Consider the following 24725-nt stretch of genomic DNA (forward strand, 5'->3'; position numbering starts at 1 on the left):
TACATTTATAAACTCAATATTATCAATCAATTAAATAGTTGGCACGCACCTTGATATAGGTACAGCATCTTATTTGAAACGCTGTATTACGCTGAGGTTGCTATGTCTATTCTGGTTAAAAATAACATTCATTGGGTGGGTCAACGTGACTGGGAAGTGCGCGATTTCCACGGGACGGAATACAAAACGCTGCGCGGCAGCAGCTACAACAGCTATCTCATTCGCGAAGGTAAAAACGTGCTGATCGATACCGTCGATCACAAGTTCAGCCGCGAGTTCGTGCAGAACCTGCGCAGCGAAATCGATCTGAACGCCATCGACTACATCATCATCAACCATGCGGAAGAAGATCACGCCGGGGCCCTGACCGAACTGATGTCCTGCATCCCGGACACCCCAATCTACTGCACCACCAACGCCATCGACTCGATCAACGGCCACCATCACCATCCGGAGTGGAACTTCCACACCGTGAAAACCGGCGACGCGCTGGATATCGGCAACGGCAAGCAGCTGATCTTTGTGGAAACCCCGATGCTGCACTGGCCGGACAGCATGATGACCTACATGACCGGCGACGCGGTGCTGTTCAGCAACGACGCCTTCGGCCAGCACTACTGCGACGAGCGCCTGTTCAACGACGAAGTGGACCAAACCGAGCTGTTCGAACAGTGCCAGCGTTACTACGCCAACATCCTGACCCCATTCAGCCGCCTGGTGACGCGGAAAATCACCGAGATCCTCGGCTTCAACCTGCCGGTGGAGATGATTGCCACCTCCCACGGCGTGGTGTGGCGTGAAAACCCAACCCAGATTGTGGAGCTATACCTGAAATGGGCGGCGGATTATCAGGAAGACCGCATTACGATTTTCTACGACACCATGTCCAACAACACCCGCATGATGGCGGACGCCATTGCCCAGGGCATCAACGAAGTGGACCCGAACGTGGCGGTGAAAATCTTCAACGTGGCGCGCAGCGATAAGAACGAGGTATTGACCAACGTCTTCCGCTCTAAGGGCGTGCTGGTGGGCACCTCCACCATGAATAACGTGATGATGCCGAAAATTGCCGGCCTGGTGGAAGAGATGACCGGTCTGCGCTTTCGCAACAAACGCGCCAGCGCCTTTGGTTCACACGGCTGGAGCGGCGGCGCGGTAGACCGTCTCTCCACCCGTTTACAGGATGCCGGTTTTGAGATGTCCCTGAGCCTGAAGGCAAAATGGCGTCCTGATCTCGACGCGCTGGAAATCTGCCGCCAGCACGGTCGCGACATTGCCCGTCAGTGGGCGCTCGCACCGCTTCCTGATGCCGATGCAACACCCGCAGAACAGCCGCAAACCTGTGACGTTGCCGCCAGCGCCGATCTCGGCCCGCGCATGCAGTGCAGCGTTTGCCAGTGGATCTACGATCCTGAGCAGGGCGAGCCGCTGCAGGATGTCTCCCCGGGCACGCCGTGGAGCGAGGTGCCGGACAACTTCCTCTGCCCGGAATGTTCCCTCGGCAAAGACGTCTTTGACGAACTGGCAGCGGAGGCAAAATGAGCAACGGCATCGTTATCATCGGCTCGGGCTTTGCCGCCCGCCAGCTGGTGAAAAATATCCGCAAGCAGGACGCTCACGTGCCGCTGACGGTGATTGCCGCTGACAGCATGGACGATTACAACAAGCCTGATTTAAGCCACGTCATCAGCCAGAATCAGCGCGCCGAAGACCTCACCCGCCAGACGGCGGGGGAGTTCGCGGAGCAGTTTAACCTGCGTCTGTTTCCGTACACCTGGATCACCGACATCGACGCCGACGCCCACGTGGTGAAAGCGAAAGAGAAAACCTGGCAGTACGACAGGCTGGTGCTGGCGACCGGGGCATCTGCCTTTGTGCCGCCGGTTGAGGGCCGCGAGCTGATGATTACCCTCAACAGCCAGCAGGAGTACCAGGCCAGCGAAACCCTGCTCCGCGATGCGCAACGGGTGATGATTGTCGGCGGCGGGCTGATCGGCACCGAGCTGGCGATGGATTTCTGCCGCGCGGGGAAATCCGTCACCCTGGTTGACCACGCGGCCAGTATTCTGTCGGCGCTGATGCCCGCAGAAGTAAGCAGTCGCTTACAGCATCGTCTGACCGATATGGGCGTCCATCTGCTGCTGAAATCGCAGCTGCAGAGCCTGAGCAAAACCGAAGGCGGTATTCGCGCCACGCTCGACCGCAGCCGCAGCGTAGAAGTGGATGCGGTGGTTGCCGCGACGGGGCTGCGCCCGGAAACCGCGCTGGCGCATCGCGCAGGGGCTGAGATAAACCGCGGCGTGAAGGTAGACAGCTACCTGCAAACCACGCGGCCGGACATTTATGCCCTGGGCGACTGTGCGGAAATTAACGGTGAAGTGCTGCCCTTTTTGCAGCCGATTCAGTTAAGCGCAATGTGTCTGGCGAAAAATCTGCTCGGCGGAAGCGCGCCGCTGAAATTGCCCGCCATGCTGGTAAAAGTAAAAACGCCGGAATTACCGCTGCATCTCGCAGGTGAAACGCAGCGTCAGGATCTGAACTGGCAAATTACCCTCGAACCGCAGGGAATGGTCGCGCGAGGTGCGGACAGCGAGGGTCAGATACGCGCCTTTGTCGTCAGTGAAGAGCGGATGAAGGAGGCGTTCACACTGCTAAAATCGCTACCTGCTTAACCCTCGCAATGCCTGCTGGCGCTCCGCTTACCCGGCCTACTCAACCCCAAAACGGTAAACCTTGTAGGCCCGCGCAAGCGTAGCGCCGCCGGGCAAAAAAAGGGCTGGGTAGTTCAGGAACGCACCACCAGCGCGTCGTAGCCGCGCCAGCGGTAGTTGACCATGGAGATCAGCCAGCAGGCGACAAACAGCCCGACCACCACAAACCCGGCGTTGCCCAGGTTGTCGTTTACCGCGCCGATCAGATCCCAGACGCCGCCGCTGAGGGCAAATTTGTCCATCAGCAGGCCCAGCGCTTCCAGCCCGCCGATAAACAGCGCCACCACCACGGAGGTGCCGGTGATGGTCATGTTGTAGTAGAGCTTGCGCTGCGGTTTATCAAACGCCCAGCCATAAGCGCCGACCATCAGCAGGTTATCGAGAGTATCCACCAGCGCCATGCCGCTGGCGAAGAGCGCCGGGAAGATCATGATTGACCATACCGACATGCCGCTGGAGGCGCTGGCGGCAGAGATCCCCAGCACGCCGATCTCGGTGGCCGTGTCAAAGCCAAGGCCAAACAGGAAACCGACCAGGTACATCTGCCAGCTTTTATTCACCAGGCGGAAGGTTTTGCCAAACAACCAGTTCATGACGCCGCCCTGGGCAGGCAGCGTGATGTCTCCCTGCACCGGCTGGCCTTTTTTCAGCGCCTGAAAACTGCGCCAGACCCCGCGAAGGATCACCATATTCACCAGCGCCATCGCCAGCAGGAAGGTGGCGGACACCGCGGTGCCAATCAGGCTCCCGGTCTCGTGGAACCATGCCATGTTTTTCTGAAACGCCGTGGCGGTGGCGGCGATGGCGATGGAGGCCAGCACCACAATGGTGGAGTGACCCAGCGAGAACCACGCCCCCACCCCGGACGGGCGCTTGCCCTGCTGCATCATCTTACGCGTCACGGTATCAATGGCCGCGATGTGGTCGGCGTCCACGGCGTGACGCAGCCCGTAGCACCACGCCAGCAGGCTGGCCGCCATCAGCGCCGTGCTGCCGCTGAAGGTGTGCCATGCCCATCCCCAGGCCAGCAGGTTTGCCATTACCAGAGCCAGCAGCAGAAGCGCGGCGCGAGGTTCGTTGCGTAACTGTCGTAACATTTTAAATCCTTTTTGAACATGACCGGGCAGCGGCGACCACCGCCTGCCCGAAGGAGATCGCTCCGTCACCTGCGGGCAGGCGCGAAGGAAAAAGAAACGTAAAGTCAGAAAGATAGTGACGCAGGCGCGCGCGCAGTAGACGGTTGTGCAACACGCCGCCGCTGAGGCAGATTGTCGACAGCGACAGGCGTCGGGCATGGCACGCGGCGAGCTGCGCCAGCCCTTTTGCCAGCGCGTCGTGAAAGGCCCACGCGCGCTCGCGGGGCTCCGCCTGCCAGCTCAGCCACTGCCGCCAGAACAGCGCGAGGTTATCCACTTCCAGCGTCACCGGATGATCAACCCCCGCGCACTGCGATGCCAGCGCCTCCAGCCGACAGGCCGCTTCGCCTTCGTAGCGCTGCGCGTCGATGCCCAGCGCGCAGGCGACGGCGTCAAACAGACGACCGCAGGAAGACGCCCGCTGCGCGTTGATGCCGCGCGACACAGCCGTTGCCAGCAGTGGCCAGTTTTGACGCTGGACTGTCCGCGTTTCCGGGTACTGCTGCCAGTCCGGGACAAACGCCAGACAGTGGGCAAGCAAATTTCGCCACGGCTGCTTCGCCGCCAGATCGCCCCCCGGCAGCGCAACGGCAGGCAGGCCGCCGAGCCGTTCGCAGTCGAGATAGTTGATCCGCAGGCACTCGCCGCCCCACAGCGCGCCGTTCTCACCCATGCCGATCCCGTCCAGCGTCAGGGCGATAACGTCTCCGCCGTCTAGCGGCCAGCCGTTCTCCGCCAGACACGCCGCCGCATGGGCGTGATGATGCAGAACAGTTTCGACGGGCAACGCCTGCTCCTGCGCCCACCGTCGGGCGCGGTACGCCGGATGGGCATCGCACACCGCGCGCTCCGGCTGAAAGGCATAGATGTCCTGCATCGTCGAGAGCGCGCTGTGCCACTGCGCCTCGACGCCCTCGTCGCTGAGATCGCCAAAGTGCTGACTCAGTACCGCCTGGTTCCCGCGCACCAGGCAGAAGGTGTTTTTCATCTCTGCACCGGTGCACAGCATGGCGGGGATATCCTCAAAACCCGCGGGCAACGTGACGGCGTCCGGCACAAAGCCGCGCGCGCGACGCAGGATAGCGCCATCCCGATCCATCACCGAATCATCCATGCGTTGAAGGATGTCGCGGTTATGCAGCAGGAAGCCGTCCGCGATGCCGCTGAGTTCCTCCAGCGCCTGCTGGTTAGTGACGGCAGGCGGTCTGCCGCTGAGGTTGCCGGAGGTCATCACCAGCGGGCGCCGGCACTCCATCATCAGAAGATGCTGGAGCGGGTTCGCGGGCAGCATCACGCCAACGCAGTCGAGCCCCGGTGCAATTTCCTCGGGAAACGCGGGAAGCGAGGCTTTTGGCGTGAGCACAATCGGTGCGGCGGGCAAGCGTAGCAGCGTCTGTATCGTCTCCGGCAGGTCGTTTGCATCCGGGATCATCACCGCCAGCGGCTTCGTCGGGCGCTGCTTGCGCATCCGCAGTTTCAGTATCGCCTGCGGATCCAGCGCGTCGCAGACGAGGTGGAAACCGCCCAGCCCTTTAACCGCGACAATGCCGCCGCCTTTCAGCATCGCCACCGCCGTGCGTAAAGCCGATTCACGGGCAGCAACGGCATCTCCGGCCCGCCATTCCAGCTGCGGCCCGCAGTCCGGGCAGGCCATCGGCTGGGCGTGGAAACGCCGGTCAGCCGGGTTGCGGTACTCGGTTTCGCACGGCACGCACAGCGGAAATGCGGCCATCGACGTGGCCGGACGGTCGTAGGGCATCGCGCGGATAATAGTAAACCGCGGCCCGCAGTGGGTGCAGTTGATAAACGGGTAACGGTAGCGGCGCTCGCCAGGGTCGCGCATTTCAGCCAGACACGCCGGACAGGTGGCGGCATCCGGCACGATTTGCGTGTCCATCACTCCGCGCTCGCTCTGGCGGATGGTAAATTCCGTCGGCACGCCAGACCAGCTGTAGGGCTGCGTATCAACCTCGTCGATACGCGCCAGCGGTGGGCAGTCCTGGCGCAGCCTCGCGGTAAAGTCCCCCCCATTACCCGCGAGGCGCACCAGAACACCCTCTCCGTCGTTGCAGACATCGCCCACAAGTTTCAGCCGGTGCGCCAGCTGCCAGACGAAGGGCCGAAACCCCACGCCCTGCACCTTGCCGCGCACCCGAAGCTGTACGCCGTTAACGCTCATCGCGGCTTAAAACAGCAGCGATGACGATGTGTCGAACGCCGCGCGACGGCGTTTTTCGGCGCTCATCTGCTCAAGCTTATCGCGATCCACGCAGACCAGCGCGTGCGTCGGGCAGGCTTCCATACAGGCCGGGCCGGCTTCACGGTGATAGCAAAGGTCGCATTTATTGGCTTCGGCCTTCTCTGCCCGCACGCTCAGCCCCATACCGCTGTTGCGCACCACCGGACGAACCACCACCTCCATCGCGCCATACGGGCAGGCGACAACGCAGGTTTTGCAGCCGATACAGCGCTCCTGCATCACGTGCACAAAGCCCTTCTCGCGCTTAATCGCCCCGTTCGGGCAGACGTTGGCGCACGGTGCATCTTCGCACTGGCGACAGATGGCGGCGGTGGAAATATTCACGCCTTTAATGACGTGGATGCGCGGCAGGAAGGTATCAGGAGTGAGAGAGGCGCAGTCCTGCTCCGCCTGATGGGAAACCACGCACGCCACTTCACAGGTACGGCAACCAATGCACTTACTGGCATCGGCCATAATAAAACGGTTCATCTGCTTCTCCGGCATAACTGTTATGCGCGAAGCTATTCATAAACCGTGCCAACATTTAAGGTATTGATTTCAAGAGAAATGTAAAACAAATTTTCTGTCATCGTCATTAGTGACGATGACAGATGTCGACGTCAGCGGTACGGGCCATCAATGACGGAGTCGCGCAGGACAAGCTCGCCGGAGAAGGTTTGCTGATATTTAAACTCCCCGCCGTCGAGCATGAAGATCAGGCGGCTGATGGTCTCCTGAATCATCTCCGTCACCGGAATACGCACGCTGGAGAGCGACGGCACGATATAGGGCGCGATGGCCACGTCGTCAAAACCGATGACGGATACCGCGTCCGGCGTGGCGACGCCGCTGTCGTGCAGCTGCTTGATGGCGCCGATCGCCATATCGTCATTGCTCGCCACCAGCGCGGTAAAGCGTTCCCCGCGAGCAAGCAGTTCAGAAACCGCCGCTGCGCCGCTGGTGGGGTTCCACTTCCCCTGCGCAATCAGCCCCTCGCGCAGCGGAATAGCGTGCTGCACCAGCGCATCCCTGTAACCGGAAAGACGCTCGACCCCGGTGGGGGAATCCATCGAGCCGGTGATAAACGCAATCTCCCGGTGCCCTTTTGCAATCAGCTGCGACACCGCGTCCTGACACGAGGCTTTATGATCGGACCAGACGCTGTGGCTGCTGTTTTTCCGCAGGCGGCGGTTGAGCACCATAATCGGCTGCTCGCACTTCTCAACGAGCTCGTCCAGCTCTTCCACGTTCAGAAAACGCGGATAGATAATCACCGCATCGCAGCGCATATCCAGCAGATACTGGATCGCCTCGCGCTCTTCTTCGGCGCTGTGCTTGCCGTCGGCGAGGATCAGCTGCCGCCCTTTTTCTTCCGTCATCCGCGCGGCGTGAAACAGCAGTTCGCTAAAGTAGACGCCGTGATAAAGGGTGTTCGTCACCACCAGCCCCAGGGTCTGGGTGCGTTTGGTCGCCAGGTTGCGCGCCAGCAAATTCGGGCGATAGCCGCTCTCTTCAATGGCCTGAAACACCCGGTCTTTGGTCTCCTGGCTAACGTAGCCGTTGCCCGACAACACCCGGGAAACCGTCGCTTTCGAAACGCCTGCCCGCTTCGCCACTTCCAGCATCGTGGTCATACTGTTCTTCCATCCGAAACTCATGCGGGCAGTGTACTGCACCGCGGAAAAATTGTCGCAGCGGCAACATCACGCTTTCGGCATCTCATTGCGATCTGAATCACGAAAAAGAAAAATGTTCAAAAAGCGATCTTGTTTCATCAAAAGAAAGTCATGATGATTATGTGGAACCGGTTTCCTACATTTCACACAACGATAACAGGATCACATCCGATGGCCAAAAATTACGCTGCGCTGGCGAACGACGTTATCAGCGCGCTGGGCGGCAAAGAGAACATCGTCGCCGTCACCCACTGCATGACGCGACTGCGTTTCGTTCTGAAAGACGAAACCCTCACCGACGTTGCGCGCCTGAAAAGCATCAGCGGCGTGCTCGGCGTGGTGCGCAATGACAACCAGTGTCAGGTCATTATTGGCAACACCGTTTCACAGGCGTATCGCGAAGTGGTGAGTCTGTTGCCAACCAGCCTGCAGCCTGCCGTACCGGAAGGTCCGCAGAAACTGACCTTACGCCGCATTGGTGCCGGGATCCTCGACGCACTGATCGGCACCATGTCCCCGCTGATCCCGGCGATCATCGGCGGTTCAATGGTCAAGCTGCTGGCGATGATCCTTGAGATGACCGGCGTGCTGCCAAAAGGCGCGCCGACGCTCACCATTCTGACCGTCATCGGCGACGGCGCGTTCTTCTTCCTGCCGCTGATGGTAGCGGCCTCGGCGGCGGTGAAGTTCAAAACCAATATGTCGCTGGCGATCGCCATCGCGGGCGTGCTGGTACACCCGAGCTTTATCGAGCTGATGGCGAAAGCCGCGCAGGGCGAACACGTTGAGTTCGCCTTTATTCCGGTGACGGCGGTGAAATACACCTACACCGTCATCCCGGCACTGGTGATGACCTGGTGCCTGTCGTACATCGAACGCTGGGTAGATCGCATTACCCCGGCGGTAACCAAAAACTTCCTGAAGCCGATGCTGATCGTGCTGATTGCCGCCCCGCTCGCCATCGTGCTGATTGGCCCGCTCGGGATCTGGATCGGTAGCGCCATCTCCGCGCTGGTCTACACCATTCATGGCTATCTGGGCTGGCTCTCCGTCGCCATCATGGGCGCGCTCTGGCCGCTGCTGGTGATGACCGGGATGCACCGCGTGTTTACGCCGACCATCATTCAGACCATCGCCGAAACGGGCAAGGAAGGGATGGTCATGCCGTCGGAAATCGGCGCTAACCTGTCGCTCGGCGGCTCGTCGCTGGCGGTGGCCTGGAAAACCAAAAACCCGGAGCTGCGCCAGACGGCGCTGGCGGCAGCGGCCTCCGCCATTATGGCGGGGATCTCTGAACCGGCGCTGTACGGCGTGGCGGTGCGTCTGAAACGTCCGCTGATTGCGAGCCTGATCAGCGGCTTTATCTGCGGGGCGGTCGCCGGCATGGCCGGTCTCGCCAGCCACTCGATGGCGGCGCCGGGGCTGTTCACCAGCGTGCAGTTCTTCGACCCGTCTAACCCGATGACCATCGTCTGGGTGTTTGGCGTAATGGGGCTGGCGGTGGTGCTGTCGTTTGTTCTGACCCTGCTTTTAGGGTTTGAGGATATCCCGGTCGAAGACGAAGCTGAAAAAGCGCGCGCCCTGCAGACCGCACCGGTTCAGAACAACGCAGCAAAAGCATAAATTGAAAGCGAGGTAAGAATGTCTGTTTTTCCACAAGGATTTTTATGGGGCGGCGCGCTTGCCGCCAACCAGAGTGAAGGTGCTTACCGTGAGGGCGGCAAAGGACTGACAACGGTCGATATGATCCCCCACGGCGCGCATCGTCTGGCGGTGAAGATCGGTCAGGAAAAGCGTTTTTCGCTGCGTGACGACGAATTCTACCCGAGCCACGAGGCGATTGATTTTTACCATCGCTATAAAGAAGACATCGCCCTGATGGCGGAGATGGGCTTTACGGTGTTCCGCACCTCGATTGCCTGGAGCCGCCTCTACCCGAACGGCGACGAGCCGCTGCCGAACAAAGAGGGTATTGCCTTCTACCGCGCGGTGTTCGAGGAGTGCAAAAAGTACAACATTGAGCCGCTGGTCACCCTGTGCCACTTCGACGTGCCGATGCACCTGGTGACGGAGTACGGCTCGTGGCGCAACCGTAAGATGGTCGATTTCTTCGCCCGCTACGCCCGCACCTGCTTTGAAGAATTTAACGGGCTGGTGAAATACTGGCTGACCTTCAACGAAATCAACATCATGCTGCACAGCCCGTTCTCTGGCGCGGGGCTGGTGTTTGAGGAAGGTGAAAACGAAGACCAGGTGAAATACCAGGCCGCGCACCATGAGCTGGTGGCAAGCGCGCTGGCGACCAAAATAGCCCACGAGGTGAACCCGGAAAACCAGGTCGGCTGCATGCTGGCGGGCGGGAACTTCTACCCCTACTCCTGCAAGCCGGAAGATGTGTGGATGGCGCTGGAGAAAGACCGCGAGAACCTGTTCTTTATCGACGTGCAGGCGCGCGGCAGCTATCCGGCCTATTCTGCCCGCGTGTTCCGCGAGAAAGGCGTGGTGATTGTGAAAGATCCCGGCGACGATCTACTTCTGAAAAACACCGTCGATTTTGTCTCGTTCAGCTACTACGCCTCGCGCTGCGCGTCGGCGGACATGAACGCGGGCAACACCAGCGCGGCGAACATCGTGAAGTCCCTGCGCAACCCGCATATTCAGGTGAGTGAATGGGGCTGGGGCATCGATCCGCTCGGCCTGCGCATTACCATGAACATGATGTACGACCGCTACCAGAAGCCGCTGTTCCTGGTTGAAAACGGCCTCGGGGCGAAGGACGTCATTGATGAAAACGGCGAGATCAACGACGACTACCGCATCAGCTATCTGCGCGAGCATATCCGCGCGATGGGCGACGCGATTGAGGACGGCGTGCCGCTGATGGGCTACACCACCTGGGGCTGCATCGACCTGGTCTCGGCCTCAACCGGGGAGATGAGCAAGCGCTACGGGTTTGTGTACGTTGACCGCGATGACGCCGGGAACGGCACGCTGGAGCGCAAGCGCAAGAAATCGTTCTGGTGGTATAAGAAGGTGATTGCGAGTAACGGGGGGGATCTGGAGTAGCCTGTTGCCCTCACCCCAGCCCTCTCCCACGGGGAGAGGGAGATGGGTCTGGTAGGCCGGGTAAGGCGAAGCCGCCACCCGGCACTGCTCAGAGCTGAGAAAAACCTCCATCCCCAACCCATCCCGCAAGCCGTGAATAGACCACTTCCACCGCCTCTTTCACCGGCGGCGTCATCGGGTAATAAAATCCGACAATGTCCGGCTGGATCCCCAAAAACAGCACCTCGCCCACGTCGTCTTTAATCTGATCGACCAGGTAGTTCAGCGGCATATTGTGCGTCGTCATCATAAACATCTCGGCGATGTCGTCCGGGTCTATCAGGCGGATCTCGCCGGGGTTGAGCCCCATATCGGTGGCATCGACGATTAACAGTCTCTCCGGACGCAGCTCGCGTATGGCGACCACGTCATTTTCCGGCGCGCTGCCGCCGTCAATCACTACCCAGCTGCCCTGCGGGTTCGCGGCGCACATTTCTGCCAACAGCGGACCCGCGCCGTCGTCGCCCATCATACTGTTGCCGACACACAGTAAAACGTCAGTCACGTAATCTCCTCACCATCAGGTAGATGGCGCTCTCCTGATGAATATCGTGCAGCATGCCGAGCAACGTGGTGCTCCACGCCTGCTGTGCCGGGGTTTGCCTGCAGAGCGCCGCGTCAAAGGCGTTGGCGAGCATCGCAATGTGGTTGGCGTCGATGACGATCTCGCCGTACTTCGGCACGCCCTCCATCTTGCGACGCGCCGTACTACCCTCCTCCAGCGTGGCGATCCACGCCAGGTACTCGGGCCACGGGCAGCTCAGCGCCGCCTCCAGGCAGTCAATCACCCCGAGGTGATGCCCAATCGCCAGGCTGTAATAGACCACCTGCTGCGCCGCATCCGGCGTGGCATCGTTCTCATCAATAAACTTACGGCTCAGTTGGCTGAACACCACCGTTTCACTCATCGGATACGCGCCTCATCCACGATGCTGTTCAGATTCGCCACAATCTCATTAAGACGCGGATCGTTCTCGGCCTCGAGCCAGCGCGCCACCTGATGGTCGCCCTGGCTCAGCAGGCGCAGATAATCGTCGGCAATCTGGCGGCCATAGCGATAGCCCGCCAGTTTCCGCGCCGTGCGGTCAACCTTCACCCGCAGCGGCTGCACCATGTCCGGGTGCAGAATGGCGGCAGGCTTGTTGTCCAGCTCGCCCGGCTCGCGGGCGTGGATTTTCTGCTCCAGCAGGCCGAGCGCCATGGCAAAGCCGTACAGCGTTGCGGCAGGCGTCGGCGGGCAGCCGGGAATGTAGACGTCCACCGGCACGATTTTATCTGTGCCGCCCCAGACGCAGTAAAGGTCGTGGAAGATGCCCCCGCTGTTACCGCAGGCGCCGTACGAGATGCATATTTTCGGGTCCGGTGCGGACTGCCAGGCGCGCAGCGCGGGCGAGCGCATGGCGCGGGTGACGGCGCCGGTAAACAGCAGGATGTCCGCATGACGCGGGGACGGCACGACTTTGATACCGAAGCGCTCGGCGTCAAACAGCGGCGACAGGGTAGCGAAGATCTCGATCTCGCAGCCGTTGCAGCCGCCGCAGTCCACGCGGTAAACGTAGGCCGAGCGTTTGATTTTTTTCAGCAGCGACGCCTTCATGCTGGCGATGGATTCGTCCACCGTCATCGGCACCGGAAGGCCGTTAGCGTCGCGCGGGCCCAGTAGGTTTTCCATCAGCTGGCCTCTCTCATGTGGCGGGTGATATCAATGCGGTCGGACGGCAGCAGACACTTCTGACGCTTGCACGCCGGGCAGGTTTCGAAGCTTTCACGGTGATGCTCCGCGCGGGCGTCGCCGTTGTGCTGCAGCAGCGCGATGGCGTAGTCGATCTCTTTTTGCACGGCGAACGGGCGCTGGCAGACGCGGCAGTTGCACAGGTCAAAGCGCGACTGCTGCAGAAAATCCTCTTTCTTCCACACCGCCAGCTCGTATTCCTGCGACAGGCGAATGGCTACTGTCGGGCAGACCTCCTCGCAGCGGCCGCAGAAGATGCAGCGCCCGAGGTTGAACTGCCAGGCCAGCTCGCCGGTTTTGAGATCCGTTTCCACCGTTAAGGCGTTCGACGGGCAGGCGTTGACGCAGGCCGCGCAGCCGATGCACTGCTGCGGATTGTGCTCCGGCTTGCCGCGAAAGTTTTTGTCCACCGGCATCGGCTCCAGCGGATAGCTGCTGGTCTGCACGCCGGTTTTGATGACTTTTTTGATAAAGGTAAACATGGCGAGTCCTTATTTCAGCGGCGAGTTCTTACGCTCGATGCTGTAGCGCTCAAGCTCTTTGTACGGCACCACCTGGCTTTTCTTCTTACGCACGTCCACGACGGTCATGCGGTCGGTGCAGGAGTAGCACGGGTCGAGGCTGCCGATGATCAGCGGCGCATCGGAAACCGTGTTGCCGCGCAGCATATAGCGCAGGGTTGGCCAGTTGGCGTAGGTGGCCGCGCGGCAGCGCCAGCGGTACAGCTTCTGGTTGTCGCCGGTCATGCTCCAGTGAATGTCGTCCCCGCGCGGTGCTTCGGCAAAGCCAAGGGCGAAGCGGTTCGGGATGTAGGTGAAGCCCTCCACCATCAGCGGGCCGCCCGGCAGGTTATCGAGGCCGAAGTCGATCATATTCAGGGCGGTGAATACCTCGTTGATGCGCACCTTAAGTCGCGAGATGACGTCGCAGCCCTGCTCGCTGTGCACGGTCATCGGCAGCAGGCCGTAGCCGACAAACGGGTGATCGGCGCGGGTGTCGCGGGCGTGGCCGCTGGCGCGTACCATCGGGCCGACGTTACTGAAGTCGCGGGCGATTTCCGGGTCAAGGCGGCCGATGCCGACGGTGCGCTGCTCGATGTTTGGCGTGCTGAGCAGCATATCCACCAGCTCCTGCACATCGCGGCGCATCTGCTGGGCCAACTGGCGGGTCTGGATCATGTCGTCCTTCAGCAGGTCGCGGCGGATCCCGCCGATCAGGTTCAGACCATAGGTTTTACGCGCCCCGGTGAGGATCTCCGCCATCTTCATCGACGCCTCGCGCACGCGGAAGAACTGCATAAACCCGGAGTCAAAGCCAACGAAGTGGCAGGCCAGGCCGAGGTTAAGCAGGTGTGAGTGCAGGCGTTCCACCTCCAGCAGAATGGCGCGGATCATCTGCGCGCGTTCCGGCACCACGATCCCCATGCCGTTTTCCACCGATGTGGTATAGGCAGTGCTGTGGGCAAAGCCGCAGATGCCGCACACGCGGTCAGAGAGGAACGTCACTTCGTTATAGCCCATGCGGGTTTCCGCCAGCTTTTCCATGCCGCGATGGACGTAGAACAGGCGGTAGTCGGCGTCGATGATGTTCTCGCCGTCGACGAACAGGCGGAAGTGGCCCGGTTCGTCGGAGGTGACGTGCAGCGGGCCGATCGGCACCACGTTGTTCTTCTTGCTGCCGAGCTCGTTGATGAACTCGTAGGTTTCGCTGTCGGTGGTCGGCGCCGGGCGCTGGCGGTAGTCCATGCTGTCTTTGCGCAGCGGGTAGAGTTCGTCCGGCCAGTCGTCCGGCAGCACCAGGCGGCGCTCGTCCGGCAGGCCGACCGGCACCAGGCCGTACATGTCGCGCACCTCGCGTTCGCCCCAGACGGCGGCAGGCACGCGCGGCGTGACGGACGGGTATTCCGGCTTATTCGGGTCGACTTCAACGCGCACGGTGATCCAGCACTTCTCGCCCTGCTCCATCGACATCACGTAGTACACCGCGTAGTTGCCGCACAGCTGGCGCTCGTCGTTACCGAACAGCACCGACAGCCAGCCGCCCTGACGGTAGTAAAGAAACTCCACCACTTCCGGCAGGTAGTTCACCTTCACGGTGACGGTTACCTGGTCTTTGGTTTGCCAGGACTCCTCCAGCACCACGCCGGGGAAAGCCTGATGCAACGCGGCGAGATACTGCTGACCTTTCTTTTCTTCAGACATAAAAATTCTCTTTAATCACGCCACCAGCAAGGAGACGAACGCTAAAAATGCAAAACCAAAACCGGCCCAGGTGATGCACGACGTTTCGACAAAACGCAGGCGCGCCATGCTGTTTTCAAACAGGGCAATCACCAGCACGCCGACCAGCAGCTTGAGGGCGGCAATCACGACGGCCAGCACCAGACCACCCGCGGTAAAGTGCGTCATTTGTCCCCACGGGAAGAAGACGCCGACAAACATCTGCAGCACCACCACCTGCTTGAGGCTGATGCCCCACTTCAGCACCGCGAAGCCATAGCCGCTGTACTCGGTAAGCGGACCTTCCTGCAGCTCCTGCTCGGCTTCCGCCAGATCGAACGGCAGTTTGCCCATCTCAATAAACGTGGCGAACGCGCAGGCACAGAGCGCCAGCACCAGCGGAATGGAGCGGGCCACCGGCCAGTGATAAACGGTGTCGGTGATAAAGCTGATATGGGTGGAACCGGCCACCTGCGCGGCGACCCACAGCCCCAGCAGCAGGATCGGCTCCACCAGCACGCCGAGCATCGCCTCGCGGCTGGCGCCAATGCCAGTAAACGGGCTTCCGGTATCCAGGCCCGCAATCGCAAAGAAGAAACGGGCAATGGCGAAGAGGTAAATCAGCGTGATTAGATCGCCGAGCGCCGGCAGCGGCGACGCCACCGTCACCACCGGCAGAGCGGTGGCGATGGTCAGCATCACGCCAACCATCACGAACGGCGTCAGGCGGAAGACCCAGCCTGCGGCGTCCGGGGCCACGCTCTGACGAGAAAGCAGCTTGAAGAGATCGCGGTACTCCTGGAACACCCCAGGCCCGCGGCGGTTGTGCATTCGGGCGCGCGCCACGCGCGTGATGCCCGACAGCAGCGGCGCGGCGGCGAACAGCACCAGCGCCTGAAGAATTGCCAGTAACAGACTCATGTCAGGCTCCTCGTGAAATCACAATAACCACCAGCACCGCCAGCTCGATGACCGCCAGACGGCGGAACAGCGCGGGTGCGGCGGCGCTCTGCCAGCCCGGTACCCAGCCCACCGGGTTCAGCCAGCGGCGCAGCTTCAGCACGGCGGCGAAGTTTTCCTTCACCGGCATGGCGAAACCGTGGGCGGTGATGACCATCGACTGCTCGTGTTCGTAGCCGCAGGCCCACGCCGCGCCGCGCGAGCGGGAGGCGAGTCGGTCGCGTTTAAAGAACAGCATCAGCACGAATGGCAGCAGCGGTGCGGCAACCAGCAGCAGCGCCATCATCGGCTGGGATACGACGGTATGCACCGTGGTCAGCGGCAGCGGAACGGCGTTGCCCAGCAGCGGCAGTAGCCACGGCGCGGCAACCCCGCCCGCAATGCAGCACAGCGCCAGCGCGACCACGCTGGCACACATCAGTACCGGTGCGCAGCAGGCGTTTTCAGCTTCGCGGGTGCGCGGCGCGCCGAGGAAGGTCACGCCGTAAACCTTCGCCATGCACATCACCGCCAGCGCCCCGGTAATCGCCAGCCCGACTGCCAGTAGCGGGCCTAACAGGCGCGCGATAAAGAGATCGCTCTGACCGAGCGCGAAGAAGGACTGGTAGATCACCCACTCCCCGGCAAAGCCGTTCAGCGGCGGCAGCGCAGCCATCGCCATCAGCCCCACCAGCATGGCGAGTGAAATCACCGGCATCTTTTTGCCGATGCCGCCGAGCTTTTCGATATCCCGATGGCCGGTGCGGAACCAGACGCTACCCGCCCCGAGGAAGAGGGTGCTTTTAAACAGGCTGTGGTTGACGAGGTGATACAGGCCGCCGATAAACCCAGCAGCAATCAGCGCCGGCTGGTTAAGCGCCAGCCCGGCGACGCCCGCGCCCATACCGAGCAGGATGATGCCGATATTTTCAAGGGTGTGGTACGCCAGCAGGCGCTGAATGTTGTGCTCCATCAGGGCGTACAACCCGCCAACGAACGCGGTGACCATGCCCGCAATCAGCAGCATCACGCCCCACCAAAGCGGCGGCTGACCGCCGGTCAGCGTGAGGGTCAGGATACCGAACAGCCCCACCTTCATCACCACTGTGGAGAACAGCGCGGCAGCCGGCGCCGGGGCATTCGCATGCGCCTGCGGCACCCAGCCGTGCAGCGGGATAATCCCGGCCAGCAGGCCAAAGCCGACTACGCCAAGCAGCCAGACGTCGTTGCCCAGCGTCTGGCCGTTAAGCGCGGAAAAGTCCAGGGTGCCGAAACGCTGCCACACCAACCAGCAGGCCAGCGCCAGCAGCAGCGTCCCGAGGCGACCGAGCGCAAACCACAGCTTGCCGGAGGCGCTGCAGCCCGTCAGGAACACGCCGCACAGGGCCATGATCTCCGCCATCACCACCAGCGCACCGAGGTTGCTGGCGATAACCGTGCAGACCGCCGTGGCCATCAGCAGGTTCACCAGCAGGCCGTTGGCTTTGACCTGCTGATGACGGTGCCAGTCAATATTGAACAGGCTGATAAACAGCCCGCACAGGCCAAAGGTCACCAGCCAGATGGCGTTTAGCGGTGTAATCGCCACGGTGTGGCGAATCAGCGGCATAAGTGTTTCCACGGATTGTCCGCCGAGCAGAACCACGCCGCCAGCGGCCAGCGTCATCAGGCTGCCGACCGCCCCGCCGATACCGGCTATCCAGCCGCTCAGGGTTTTATGGAAAGAGAACACCAGCGCCAGCACGGCGGCAGCGGCAAAGTACGCCACGGCGCTGTTAATCATAAATATCGCGTTCATTTCGCCCCCTCGTTAAGCGACTGCAGAAGCGAAAGATCGCCGACGTCGGTATTAATGGTCAGCTCGCGCTTGCGCCTGCTGGTGCGGGCGATGTCGCGGATGTTGACCAGGATCAGCGCTTTGGTCGGGCAGGTCCGCACGCAGGCCGGGCCCTGTTCGTCAAAGCTGCACAGGTCGCACTTCACCGCGATAGCGCGGATGCCGGGGACCCAGTCCAGCAGCGTGCTCACCTTCGCCGGAGCGGGTGGCGCAGGCAGCGCTTTCGGGGTATTGGCGTTCGCCGGGATATGGAGCGGGCGGCTGCCGGAGAATTCAATGGCGCCGAACGGGCAGGCGATGCCGCACAGCTTGCAGCTGACGCACAGGCTTTCGTTCAGCTGGACCGCGCCATCGACGCGGGTGATGGCGTTAACCGGGCACACGCCCGCACACGGGGCATCTTCACAGTGGTGGCAGAGCTGCGGGGCAGACTCTTTTTCATTACGCATGACGCGCAGGCGCGGCATGGACTGCAGCCCGTGCAGGCGGTGCGTTTCCGAGCACGCCGCCTCACAGGTTCGACAGCCAATACAGACCGTCGAGTCAGCAATTACAAAACGGTTCACCGGGCAATCCTCAGGTGATGGTCATTTTTGACGACGAAAAACTGTCTCATCGACACTTTTCGACACACGGTTATCAGGCAGGGTTAGCGGGAATCTTTCCCGCGACCAGCTGTTTCAGGTCGACCGGCAAGTCGTGTTCAACCGCGGCGTAGAGACCGTTGTAAACCGGCGCGATTTTCTCCAGATAGTGCTCAAGCACCTGCTGGCGATCGCGGTTGCTGACGTAGCCGTCGACCATGCCGTCGGCCATCAGCTGGGCCTGCGCAATACACTGTTTTTCACCCTCTTTGTTCTCGACGTAGTACTCGATGGTGTGGCTGTTAAAGCTGTCTGCCAGGGTGACAAAAACCGTGAAATGGCCGAAGAGGACAAATCGCATATCGCCCTGCGCCGCACAGCTCATCGCGTGATGCAGACGCGCTTTTGACAGGGTGATCCCCTGAACCAGAGAGTTGCAGTAGAGGTGCCACTGATCCTGAAGCTGCTGGTGGCGCTGCGCGATGTAATCCGCTTTTTCGCTGATTTCCCAAATAGTCATAAAAGGTATCCGGTTAATGGAGATAGCGGCTGTTAAGCAGATTCCGTGCCAGTTTTTAATTAATTGATTTACAATGCCTTTATCAAAAAATTCACTGTCAACGCTGCGATGTCGACGTGTCATTTCGACAGCGTTGACATCGTCACGCCTTAACAAAAATCAAGCTGGCACCGTTATTGCATTCAATGGCGCAATTCATTGAGGAGGCGTCATGCACGAAATCACCCTCTGCCAGCGTGCTCTGGAGCTTATCGAACAGCAGGCAGTGCAAAACCGCGCGAAACGCGTCACCGGCGTCTGGCTGAAGGTCGGGGCGTTTTCCTGCGTCGAGACCAGCGCCCTGGCCTTCTGCTTTGAGCTGGTGTGCCGCGGCACGCTGGCGGAAGGCTGCGCGCTGCATATTGAAGAGCAGCAGGCGGAGTGCTGGTGCGAGCAGTGCCAGCAGTACGTCACCCTGCTGTCATCGAAGGTTCAGCGCTGCCCGCAGTGCCAGAGCGCCGGGCTGCGCATCGTGGCGGATGACGGCATGCAGATCCAACGCCTCGAAATTGAGAAGGAGTAAAGTATGTGTAGTACCTGCGGTTGCGCCGAAGGCAACCTGTATATAGAAGGGGATGAACACCGCCCCCACTCCGCGTTTCGCTCCGCGCCCTTTTCCCCCGCCCCGCGTCCTGCGGCGGCCCTGACCGGGATCACCTTTGCACCGCAGCGCTCCGACGCGGGCGACCTGCATTACGGCCACGGCGAAGCGGGCACCCACGCGCCGGGCATGAGCCAGCGCCAGATGCTGGAGGTGGAGCTCGACGTGCTGGACAAAAATAACCAGATCGCCGCCCGCAACCGCGCCCGCTTCGCCGCCCGCAAACAGCTGGTGCTGAACCTGGTCTCCAGCCCCGGTTCCGGCAAAACCACGCTGCTGACCGAAACGCTCAAACGCCTCAACGGGCGCGTCTCCTGCGCGGTGATCGAGGGCGACCAGCAAACGGTAAACGACGCGGCGCGCATCCGCGAAACCGGCACCCCGGCAATTCAAGTTAACACCGGTAAAGGCTGCCACCTGGACGCGCAGATGATTGCCGACGCCGCGCCGCGCCTGCCGCTGGCGGATAACGGCATCCTGTTTATTGAAAACGTCGGTAACCTGGTCTGCCCGGCAAGCTTTGACCTTGGCGAACGCCACAAGGTGGCGGTGCTCTCCGTCACCGAAGGGGAGGACAAGCCGTTGAAGTATCCGCACATGTTCGCCGCCGCCTCCATCATGCTGCTGAACAAAGTCGACCTGCTGCCGTACCTGAATTTTGACGTTGATAAGTGTATGGCGTATGCCCGCGAGGTGAACCCGGACATTCACATCCTGCTGGTTTCCGCCACGCGCGGCGACGGGATGGACGCCTGGCTGGACTGGCTGGAGAGCGAACGATGTGCATAGGCGTACCGGGACAAATTCACGCCATCGACGGCAATCAGGCCAAAGTCGAGGTTTGCGGCATCCTGCGCGACGTCGACCTGACGCTGGTGGGCAGCACCGATGAGACGGGCGCGTCGCGCCTCGGCCAGTGGGTGCTGGTCCACGTAGGCTTTGCGATGAGCGTGATTAACGAAGCAGAAGCCCGCGACACGCTCGACGCGCTGCAAAACATGTTCGACGTGGAACCGGACGTCGGCGCGCTGCTGTACGGCGAGGAAAGGTAATCATGCGTTACGTTGATGAATACCGCGCGCCGGAACAGGGGATGCAGCTTATCGGGCATCTGAAAACGCGCGCGGCGCTGCTGGACTACACGAAAGAAAAGCCGCTGCGGATCATGGAGGTGTGCGGCGGACATACGCACGCCATCTTCAAATTTGGCCTCGACCAGCTGCTGCCGGAGAACATCGAGTTTATTCACGGCCCCGGCTGCCCGGTGTGCGTGCTGCCGATGGGGCGCATCGACAGCTGCATTGAAATTGCCGGCCAGCCCGACGTTACTTTCTGCACCTTTGGCGACGCGATGCGCGTGCCGGGGAAAAACGGCTCGCTGCTGCAGGCGAAAGCGCGCGGGGCGGACGTGCGGATCGTTTACTCACCGATGGATGCCCTGACGCTGGCGATGGATAACCCTGAGCGCAAGGTCGTCTTTTTCGGGCTGGGTTTTGAGACCACCATGCCCGCTACGGCCATCACGCTGCAGCAGGCGAAAGCGCGCGGTGTCGGTAACTTTTTCTTTTTCTGCCAGCATATTACGCTCATTCCCACGCTGCGCAGCCTGCTGGAAGAGCCGGACAACGGCATCGACGCGTTTCTGGCACCGGGCCACGTCAGCATGGTGATTGGCACAGACGCCTACGGTTTTATCGCTGAACAGTACAATCGTCCGTTAGTGGTCGCTGGTTTCGAACCGCTTGATCTACTGCAAGGTGTGACCATGCTGGTTGAGCAGAAAATAGCGGCCCTGAGCGCGGTGGAAAATCAGTATCGCCGCGTGGTGCCCGATGCGGGAAATGAACGGGCGCAGCAGGCGATAGCCGACGTGTTTAGCGTTGAGGGCGACAGCGAGTGGCGCGGGCTGGGGCTGATTGCCGAATCCGGCGTGCACCTGACGCCTGCCTATCGCGCATTCGATGCCGAAGCGCACTTCCGCCCACAGCCACAGCAGGTGTGCGACGATCCCCGCGCCCGCTGCGGCGAGGTGCTTACCGGCAAATGCAAACCTCATCACTGCCCGTTATTTGGCAACACCTGTAACCCGCAAACCGCGTTTGGCGCGCTGATGGTCTCCTCCGAAGGAGCCTGCGCCGCGTGGTATCAGTATCGCAACCAGGAGTGTGAAGCATGAACACGGTGGAAATGGCGCACGGAAGTGGCGGACAGGCGATGCAGCAGCTGATTAACCGGTTGTTCGTGGAGGCCTTTAATAACCCCTGGCTTGCCGAGCAGGAGGATCAGGCGCGCATTGACCTCGCGTCCCTCACCGAACAGGGCGATCGGCTGGCGTTCTCCACCGACAGCTACGTGATTGACCCGCTGTTCTTCCCGGGCGGCGATATCGGCAAGCTCGCCGTCTGCGGCACCGCCAACGACGTAGCCGTCAGCGGCGCCATTCCGCGCTACCTCTCCTGCGGGTTTATTCTTGAAGAAGGGTTACCGATGGAGACGCTCACGGCGGTGGTGAACAGCATGGCGCACACCGCGCGCGAGGCGGGGATCGCTATCGTCACCGGGGACACCAAAGTGGTCCAGCGCGGTGCGGCCGATAAGCTCTTCATCAACACCGCCGGCATGGGGGCGATCCCCGCAGACGTTCACTGGGGCGCGCAGCGGCTTAGCGTCGGCGACGTGCTGATCGTGACCGGCACGCTGGGCTGCCACGGGGCGACTATCCTTAACCTGCGCGAAGGATTAGGACTGGACGGCGAGCTTCGCAGCGACTGCGCGGTACTCACCCCGCTGATTCAGACGCTGCGCGCCATTCCCGGCGTGAAGGCTCTGCGCGATGCCACCCGTGGAGGGGTGAATGCCGTCGTCCACGAGTTCGCCGCAAGCTGCGGGTGCGGAATTGAACTCACCGAGCGCAGCCTGCCCGTTAAGCCTGCCGTACGCGGGCTGTGCGAGCTATTGGGGCTTGACCCGCTAAACTTTGCTAACGAAGGCAAGCTGGCGATCGGCGTGGAGCGCCAGGCTGCTGAGGCGGTGCTTGAGCAGCTACGTGCGCATCCCTTAGGGAAAGACGCGGCCATCATCGGAGACGTGGTTGAGCGCAAAGGGGTGCGCCTGGCCGGGCTTTATGGCGTGAAGCGCACGCTGGACCTGCCGCACGCTGAGCCGCTACCCCGAATTTGCTAGAGCCGCGCCATAAGCGGTCAGCACTGAATCTCTCTTTTTTGCCAGTTTCTATTGGAAAGCAATAATGCCGTATACACCGATGAGCGATCTTGGACAGCAGGGCCTGTTTGACATTACGCGCACACTTTTACAACAGCCCGATCTCGGCGCGCTGAGCGATGCCCTGACGCGGCTGGTCAGGCAATCAGCGCTGGCGGACAGCGCGGCGATTGTGCTCTGGCATAGCGGAACGCACCGCGCGAGCTACTACTCAACGCGCGATAATGGCAAAGCGTTTGAGTACGAGGACGAGACGTATCTGGCGCATGGCCCGGTGCGCCGCATTCTCTCCCGGCCTGAAGTGCTGCACTGCAATTTTGAAGAGTTTCGGATGGCGTGGCCGCGGCTGGCAGAGAGCAATCTTTATCAGCCTTTCGGTCATTACGGCATGCTGCCGCTGGCGGCGGAGGGCCATATTTTTGGCGGCTGCGAGTTTATCCGCAATACCGACCAGCCCTGGAGCGAGGCGGAGTACGAGCGTCTGCATACCTTTACCCAGATCGTGGCCGTCGTCGCGGAGCAGATCCAAAGCCGCGTCACCAATAACGTGGATTACGACCTGCTGAGCCGCGAGCGCGACAACTTTCGTATTCTGGTCGCCATCACCAACGCCGTGCTGTCGCGCCTCGATATGGATGAGCTGGTCAGCGAAGTCTCGAAGGAGATCCACCACTATTTCAAAATCGACGCTATCAGCATCGCGCTGCGCGGGAACCGCAAAGGCAAGCTGAACATCTATTCCACCCACTACCTCGATGAGGCTAACCCGGCGCACGAGCAGAGCGAGGTGGACGAAGCGGGCACCCTTTCTGAGCGGGTGTTTAAAAGCAAGGAGATCCTGCTGCTTAACCTTAGCGAGCAGGACCCGGTGGCGCCGTACGAGCGGATGCTGTTTAACACCTGGGGCAACAAAATTCAGACTCTGTGCCTGCTGCCGCTGATGTCCGGCAGCACCATGCTTGGGGTGCTCAAACTGGCGCAGTGCGATGAGGCCGTGTTTACCACCGCCAACCTGAAGCTGCTGCGCCAGATCGCCGAGCGTATTTCTATCGCGCTGGATAACGCCCTCGCCTATCAGGAGATCCACCGCCTGAAAGAGCGGCTGGTGGACGAGAATCTGGCCCTGACCGAGCAGCTCAACAATGTGGACAGCGAGTTTGGCGAAATCATCGGGCGCAGCGACGCCATGTACAGCGTCCTCAAGCAGGTGGAAATGGTGGCACAGAGCGACAGCACGGTGCTGATCCTCGGCGAAACCGGTACCGGTAAAGAGCTGATTGCCCGCGCCATCCATAACCTGAGCAACCGCAACAGCCGACGCATGGTGAAGATGAACTGCGCGGCGATGCCAGCGGGTCTGCTGGAAAGCGATCTCTTCGGCCACGAGCGCGGCGCGTTTACCGGGGCCAGCAGCCAGCGGCTGGGCCGTTTCGAGCTGGCGGATAAAAGCTCGCTGTTCCTCGACGAAGTGGGCGATATGCCGCTGGAGCTACAGCCCAAGCTGCTACGCGTCTTGCAGGAGCAGGAGTTTGAGCGCCTCGGCAGCAACAAGCTTATCCAGACCGACGTGCGCCTGATTGCCGCCACCAACCGCGATCTGAAAAAAATGGTCGCCGACCGCGAATTCAGAAGCGACCTTTACTATCGCCTGAACGTCTTTCCGATCTGCCTGCCGCCGCTGCGCGAACGCCCGGAAGATATCCCCCTTCTGGTCAAGGCCTTTACCGCGAAAATCGCGCGCCGGATGGGGCGAAACATCGACAGCATTCCCGCCGAGACGCTGCGCACCCTCTCATCGATGGAGTGGCCGGGCAACGTGCGTGAACTGGAAAACGTCATTGAGCGCGCGGTGCTGCTGACGCGCGGGAACGTGCTGCAGCTCTCCCTGCCTGAGATTGCCCTTCCTGACGTGACCGTACCCGCCGCCGAGGTAGCGAAAGAGGGAGAAGATGAATATCAGCTCATTCTGCGCGTGCTGAAAGAGACCAACGGCGTGGTGGCCGGGCCGAAAGGGGCGGCCCAGCGGCTGGGGTTAAAACGCACCACCCTGCTGTCGCGCATGAAGCGTCTCGGGATTGATAAAGAGAGTCTCATTTAAGGCTTTATTCCGGCGGTGTTTTTCTGACACCGCCTTTTGTTACCCTGCGCAATTGTCCCTC

23 protein-coding genes are annotated in these 24725 nt (G+C 61.1%); 10 read left to right on the forward strand and 13 right to left on the reverse strand.

Translation table 11 applies throughout. The features are described from left to right. Positions 1 to 102 precede the first annotated feature (102 nt). Together norV and norW are read left to right on the forward strand one after the other, a co-directional pair. Positions 103 to 1545 carry an anaerobic nitric oxide reductase flavorubredoxin gene (gene norV / locus HBM95_18135; GenBank protein NIH44827.1) on the forward strand — a complete coding sequence of 481 codons (1443 nt, stop codon included), beginning with the start codon at positions 103 to 105 and terminating at the stop codon, positions 1543 to 1545. Next, positions 1542 to 2675, forward strand: a complete 1134-nt coding sequence (gene norW / locus HBM95_18140) for an NADH:flavorubredoxin reductase NorW (GenBank protein NIH44828.1) — start codon at positions 1542 to 1544, stop codon at positions 2673 to 2675. The genes norV and norW overlap by 4 nt, the downstream gene beginning before the upstream one ends. A gap of 113 nt (positions 2676 to 2788) precedes the next feature. Here the strand turns inward: norW and HBM95_18145 are convergent, their stop codons facing one another. The 4 genes from HBM95_18145 to HBM95_18160 all read right to left on the reverse strand — a co-directional run bounded on the left by HBM95_18145 (position 2789) and on the right by HBM95_18160 (position 7726). Continuing rightward, positions 2789 to 3811 (reverse strand): HoxN/HupN/NixA family nickel/cobalt transporter, encoded by a 1023-nt coding sequence (locus HBM95_18145; GenBank protein NIH44829.1) that lies wholly within the window; start codon positions 3809 to 3811, stop codon positions 2789 to 2791. Between the two features lies 1 nt (position 3812). Next, on the reverse strand, positions 3813 to 6029 hold the full coding sequence (hypF, locus tag HBM95_18150) for a carbamoyltransferase HypF (GenBank protein NIH44830.1): 2217 nt from the start codon (positions 6027 to 6029) through the stop codon (positions 3813 to 3815). 6 nt (positions 6030 to 6035) lie between these two features. After that, a complete protein-coding gene (hydN, locus tag HBM95_18155; GenBank protein ID NIH44831.1) occupies positions 6036 to 6581 on the reverse strand; it encodes an electron transport protein HydN in 546 nt (181 codons plus the stop codon). 131 nt (positions 6582 to 6712) lie between these two features. Beyond that, positions 6713 to 7726 (reverse strand): LacI family DNA-binding transcriptional regulator, encoded by a 1014-nt coding sequence (locus HBM95_18160; GenBank protein NIH44832.1) that lies wholly within the window; start codon positions 7724 to 7726, stop codon positions 6713 to 6715. A gap of 213 nt (positions 7727 to 7939) precedes the next feature. Here HBM95_18160 and ascF point away from each other — a divergent pair, with 213 nt between their 5' ends. Further along, positions 7940 to 9391 (forward strand): PTS cellobiose/arbutin/salicin transporter subunit IIBC, encoded by a 1452-nt coding sequence (gene ascF / locus HBM95_18165; protein NIH44833.1) that lies wholly within the window; start codon positions 7940 to 7942, stop codon positions 9389 to 9391. A gap of 18 nt (positions 9392 to 9409) precedes the next feature. Further along, positions 9410 to 10834, forward strand: a complete 1425-nt coding sequence (locus HBM95_18170; GenBank protein ID NIH44834.1) for a 6-phospho-beta-glucosidase — start codon at positions 9410 to 9412, stop codon at positions 10832 to 10834. An 88-nt stretch (positions 10835 to 10922) separates the two neighbouring features. On the opposite strand, the gene hycI is transcribed toward HBM95_18170, so the two are convergent. The 9 genes from hycI to hycA form a co-directional block, all read right to left on the reverse strand. Continuing rightward, a complete protein-coding gene (gene hycI / locus HBM95_18175; protein ID NIH44835.1) occupies positions 10923 to 11378 on the reverse strand; it encodes a hydrogenase maturation peptidase HycI in 456 nt (151 codons plus the stop codon). Next, the gene (locus HBM95_18180) at positions 11371 to 11781 is read right to left on the reverse strand and encodes a HycH family protein (protein ID NIH44836.1); all 411 of its coding nucleotides are present in this window, start codon (positions 11779 to 11781) and stop codon (positions 11371 to 11373) included. The genes hycI and HBM95_18180 overlap by 8 nt, the downstream gene beginning before the upstream one ends. After that, positions 11778 to 12545: an NADH-quinone oxidoreductase subunit B family protein gene (locus HBM95_18185; protein ID NIH44837.1), complete on the reverse strand. Its 768-nt coding sequence runs from the start codon at positions 12543 to 12545 to the stop codon at positions 11778 to 11780. The genes HBM95_18180 and HBM95_18185 overlap by 4 nt, the downstream gene beginning before the upstream one ends. Further along, positions 12545 to 13087, reverse strand: a complete 543-nt coding sequence (locus tag HBM95_18190; protein ID NIH44838.1) for a 4Fe-4S binding protein — start codon at positions 13085 to 13087, stop codon at positions 12545 to 12547. Before HBM95_18190 ends, HBM95_18185 begins: the two co-directional genes overlap by 1 nt. 9 nt (positions 13088 to 13096) lie before the next feature. After that, entirely contained in the window at positions 13097 to 14806 is a 1710-nt protein-coding gene (gene hycE, locus HBM95_18195; GenBank protein ID NIH44839.1) for a formate hydrogenlyase subunit HycE, read from the reverse strand. Positions 14807 to 14821: 15 nt separating this feature from the next. Next, positions 14822 to 15745, reverse strand: coding sequence for a respiratory chain complex I subunit 1 family protein (locus tag HBM95_18200; GenBank protein NIH44840.1), 924 nt, complete (start codon positions 15743 to 15745; stop codon positions 14822 to 14824). Between the two features lies 1 nt (position 15746). Beyond that, positions 15747 to 17561, reverse strand: a complete 1815-nt coding sequence (hycC, locus tag HBM95_18205; GenBank protein ID NIH44841.1) for a formate hydrogenlyase subunit 3 — start codon at positions 17559 to 17561, stop codon at positions 15747 to 15749. Then, complete coding sequence (locus HBM95_18210; protein ID NIH44842.1) at positions 17558 to 18166, reverse strand: 4Fe-4S dicluster domain-containing protein; 609 nt, start codon at positions 18164 to 18166, stop codon at positions 17558 to 17560. Before HBM95_18210 ends, hycC begins: the two co-directional genes overlap by 4 nt. A gap of 73 nt (positions 18167 to 18239) precedes the next feature. Beyond that, a complete protein-coding gene (gene hycA / locus HBM95_18215; protein NIH44843.1) occupies positions 18240 to 18704 on the reverse strand; it encodes a formate hydrogenlyase regulator HycA in 465 nt (154 codons plus the stop codon). 211 nt (positions 18705 to 18915) lie between these two features. Here hycA and hypA point away from each other — a divergent pair, with 211 nt between their 5' ends. From hypA to flhA, 6 genes are all read left to right on the forward strand, one after another. After that, the gene (gene hypA / locus HBM95_18220) at positions 18916 to 19266 is read left to right on the forward strand and encodes a hydrogenase maturation nickel metallochaperone HypA (GenBank protein ID NIH44844.1); all 351 of its coding nucleotides are present in this window, start codon (positions 18916 to 18918) and stop codon (positions 19264 to 19266) included. A gap of 3 nt (positions 19267 to 19269) precedes the next feature. Continuing rightward, positions 19270 to 20133 carry a hydrogenase nickel incorporation protein HypB gene (hypB, locus tag HBM95_18225; protein ID NIH44845.1) on the forward strand — a complete coding sequence of 288 codons (864 nt, stop codon included), beginning with the start codon at positions 19270 to 19272 and terminating at the stop codon, positions 20131 to 20133. Next, on the forward strand, positions 20124 to 20396 hold the full coding sequence (locus HBM95_18230; protein NIH44846.1) for a HypC/HybG/HupF family hydrogenase formation chaperone: 273 nt from the start codon (positions 20124 to 20126) through the stop codon (positions 20394 to 20396). Before hypB ends, HBM95_18230 begins: the two co-directional genes overlap by 10 nt. 2 nt (positions 20397 to 20398) lie before the next feature. Further along, a complete protein-coding gene (gene hypD, locus HBM95_18235; GenBank protein NIH44847.1) occupies positions 20399 to 21520 on the forward strand; it encodes a hydrogenase formation protein HypD in 1122 nt (373 codons plus the stop codon). After that, the gene (hypE, locus tag HBM95_18240) at positions 21517 to 22527 is read left to right on the forward strand and encodes a hydrogenase expression/formation protein HypE (protein NIH44848.1); all 1011 of its coding nucleotides are present in this window, start codon (positions 21517 to 21519) and stop codon (positions 22525 to 22527) included. Before hypD ends, hypE begins: the two co-directional genes overlap by 4 nt. 64 nt (positions 22528 to 22591) lie before the next feature. Continuing rightward, entirely contained in the window at positions 22592 to 24664 is a 2073-nt protein-coding gene (flhA, locus tag HBM95_18245) for a formate hydrogenlyase transcriptional activator FlhA (protein NIH44849.1), read from the forward strand. The last annotated feature ends 61 nt before the right edge of the window (positions 24665 to 24725 follow it).

Source organism: Enterobacter asburiae, from assembly GCA_011754535.1.
GTDB lineage: Bacteria > Pseudomonadota > Gammaproteobacteria > Enterobacterales > Enterobacteriaceae > Enterobacter > Enterobacter cloacae_N.

What these genes read in the sequence shown, in the direction of transcription:
- norV (NIH44827.1), top strand. Translation starts at nt 103, where the DNA reads ATGTCTATTCTGGTTAAAAATAACATTCATTGGGTGGGTCAACGTGAC.
- norW (NIH44828.1), top strand. Translation starts at nt 1,542, where the DNA reads ATGAGCAACGGCATCGTTATCATCGGCTCGGGCTTTGCCGCCCGCCAG.
- HBM95_18145 (NIH44829.1), bottom strand. Translation starts at nt 3,811, where the DNA reads ATGTTACGACAGTTACGCAACGAACCTCGCGCCGCGCTTCTGCTGCTG.
- hypF (NIH44830.1), bottom strand. Translation starts at nt 6,029, where the DNA reads ATGAGCGTTAACGGCGTACAGCTTCGGGTGCGCGGCAAGGTGCAGGGC.
- hydN (NIH44831.1), bottom strand. Translation starts at nt 6,581, where the DNA reads ATGAACCGTTTTATTATGGCCGATGCCAGTAAGTGCATTGGTTGCCGT.
- HBM95_18160 (NIH44832.1), bottom strand. Translation starts at nt 7,726, where the DNA reads ATGACCACGATGCTGGAAGTGGCGAAGCGGGCAGGCGTTTCGAAAGCG.
- ascF (NIH44833.1), top strand. Translation starts at nt 7,940, where the DNA reads ATGGCCAAAAATTACGCTGCGCTGGCGAACGACGTTATCAGCGCGCTG.
- HBM95_18170 (NIH44834.1), top strand. Translation starts at nt 9,410, where the DNA reads ATGTCTGTTTTTCCACAAGGATTTTTATGGGGCGGCGCGCTTGCCGCC.
- HBM95_18180 (NIH44836.1), bottom strand. Translation starts at nt 11,781, where the DNA reads ATGAGTGAAACGGTGGTGTTCAGCCAACTGAGCCGTAAGTTTATTGAT.
- HBM95_18185 (NIH44837.1), bottom strand. Translation starts at nt 12,545, where the DNA reads ATGGAAAACCTACTGGGCCCGCGCGACGCTAACGGCCTTCCGGTGCCG.
- HBM95_18190 (NIH44838.1), bottom strand. Translation starts at nt 13,087, where the DNA reads ATGTTTACCTTTATCAAAAAAGTCATCAAAACCGGCGTGCAGACCAGC.
- hycE (NIH44839.1), bottom strand. Translation starts at nt 14,806, where the DNA reads ATGTCTGAAGAAAAGAAAGGTCAGCAGTATCTCGCCGCGTTGCATCAG.
- HBM95_18200 (NIH44840.1), bottom strand. Translation starts at nt 15,745, where the DNA reads ATGAGTCTGTTACTGGCAATTCTTCAGGCGCTGGTGCTGTTCGCCGCC.
- hycC (NIH44841.1), bottom strand. Translation starts at nt 17,561, where the DNA reads ATGAACGCGATATTTATGATTAACAGCGCCGTGGCGTACTTTGCCGCT.
- hycA (NIH44843.1), bottom strand. Translation starts at nt 18,704, where the DNA reads ATGACTATTTGGGAAATCAGCGAAAAAGCGGATTACATCGCGCAGCGC.
- hypA (NIH44844.1), top strand. Translation starts at nt 18,916, where the DNA reads ATGCACGAAATCACCCTCTGCCAGCGTGCTCTGGAGCTTATCGAACAG.
- hypB (NIH44845.1), top strand. Translation starts at nt 19,270, where the DNA reads ATGTGTAGTACCTGCGGTTGCGCCGAAGGCAACCTGTATATAGAAGGG.
- HBM95_18230 (NIH44846.1), top strand. Translation starts at nt 20,124, where the DNA reads ATGTGCATAGGCGTACCGGGACAAATTCACGCCATCGACGGCAATCAG.
- hypD (NIH44847.1), top strand. Translation starts at nt 20,399, where the DNA reads ATGCGTTACGTTGATGAATACCGCGCGCCGGAACAGGGGATGCAGCTT.
- hypE (NIH44848.1), top strand. Translation starts at nt 21,517, where the DNA reads ATGAACACGGTGGAAATGGCGCACGGAAGTGGCGGACAGGCGATGCAG.
- flhA (NIH44849.1), top strand. Translation starts at nt 22,592, where the DNA reads ATGCCGTATACACCGATGAGCGATCTTGGACAGCAGGGCCTGTTTGAC.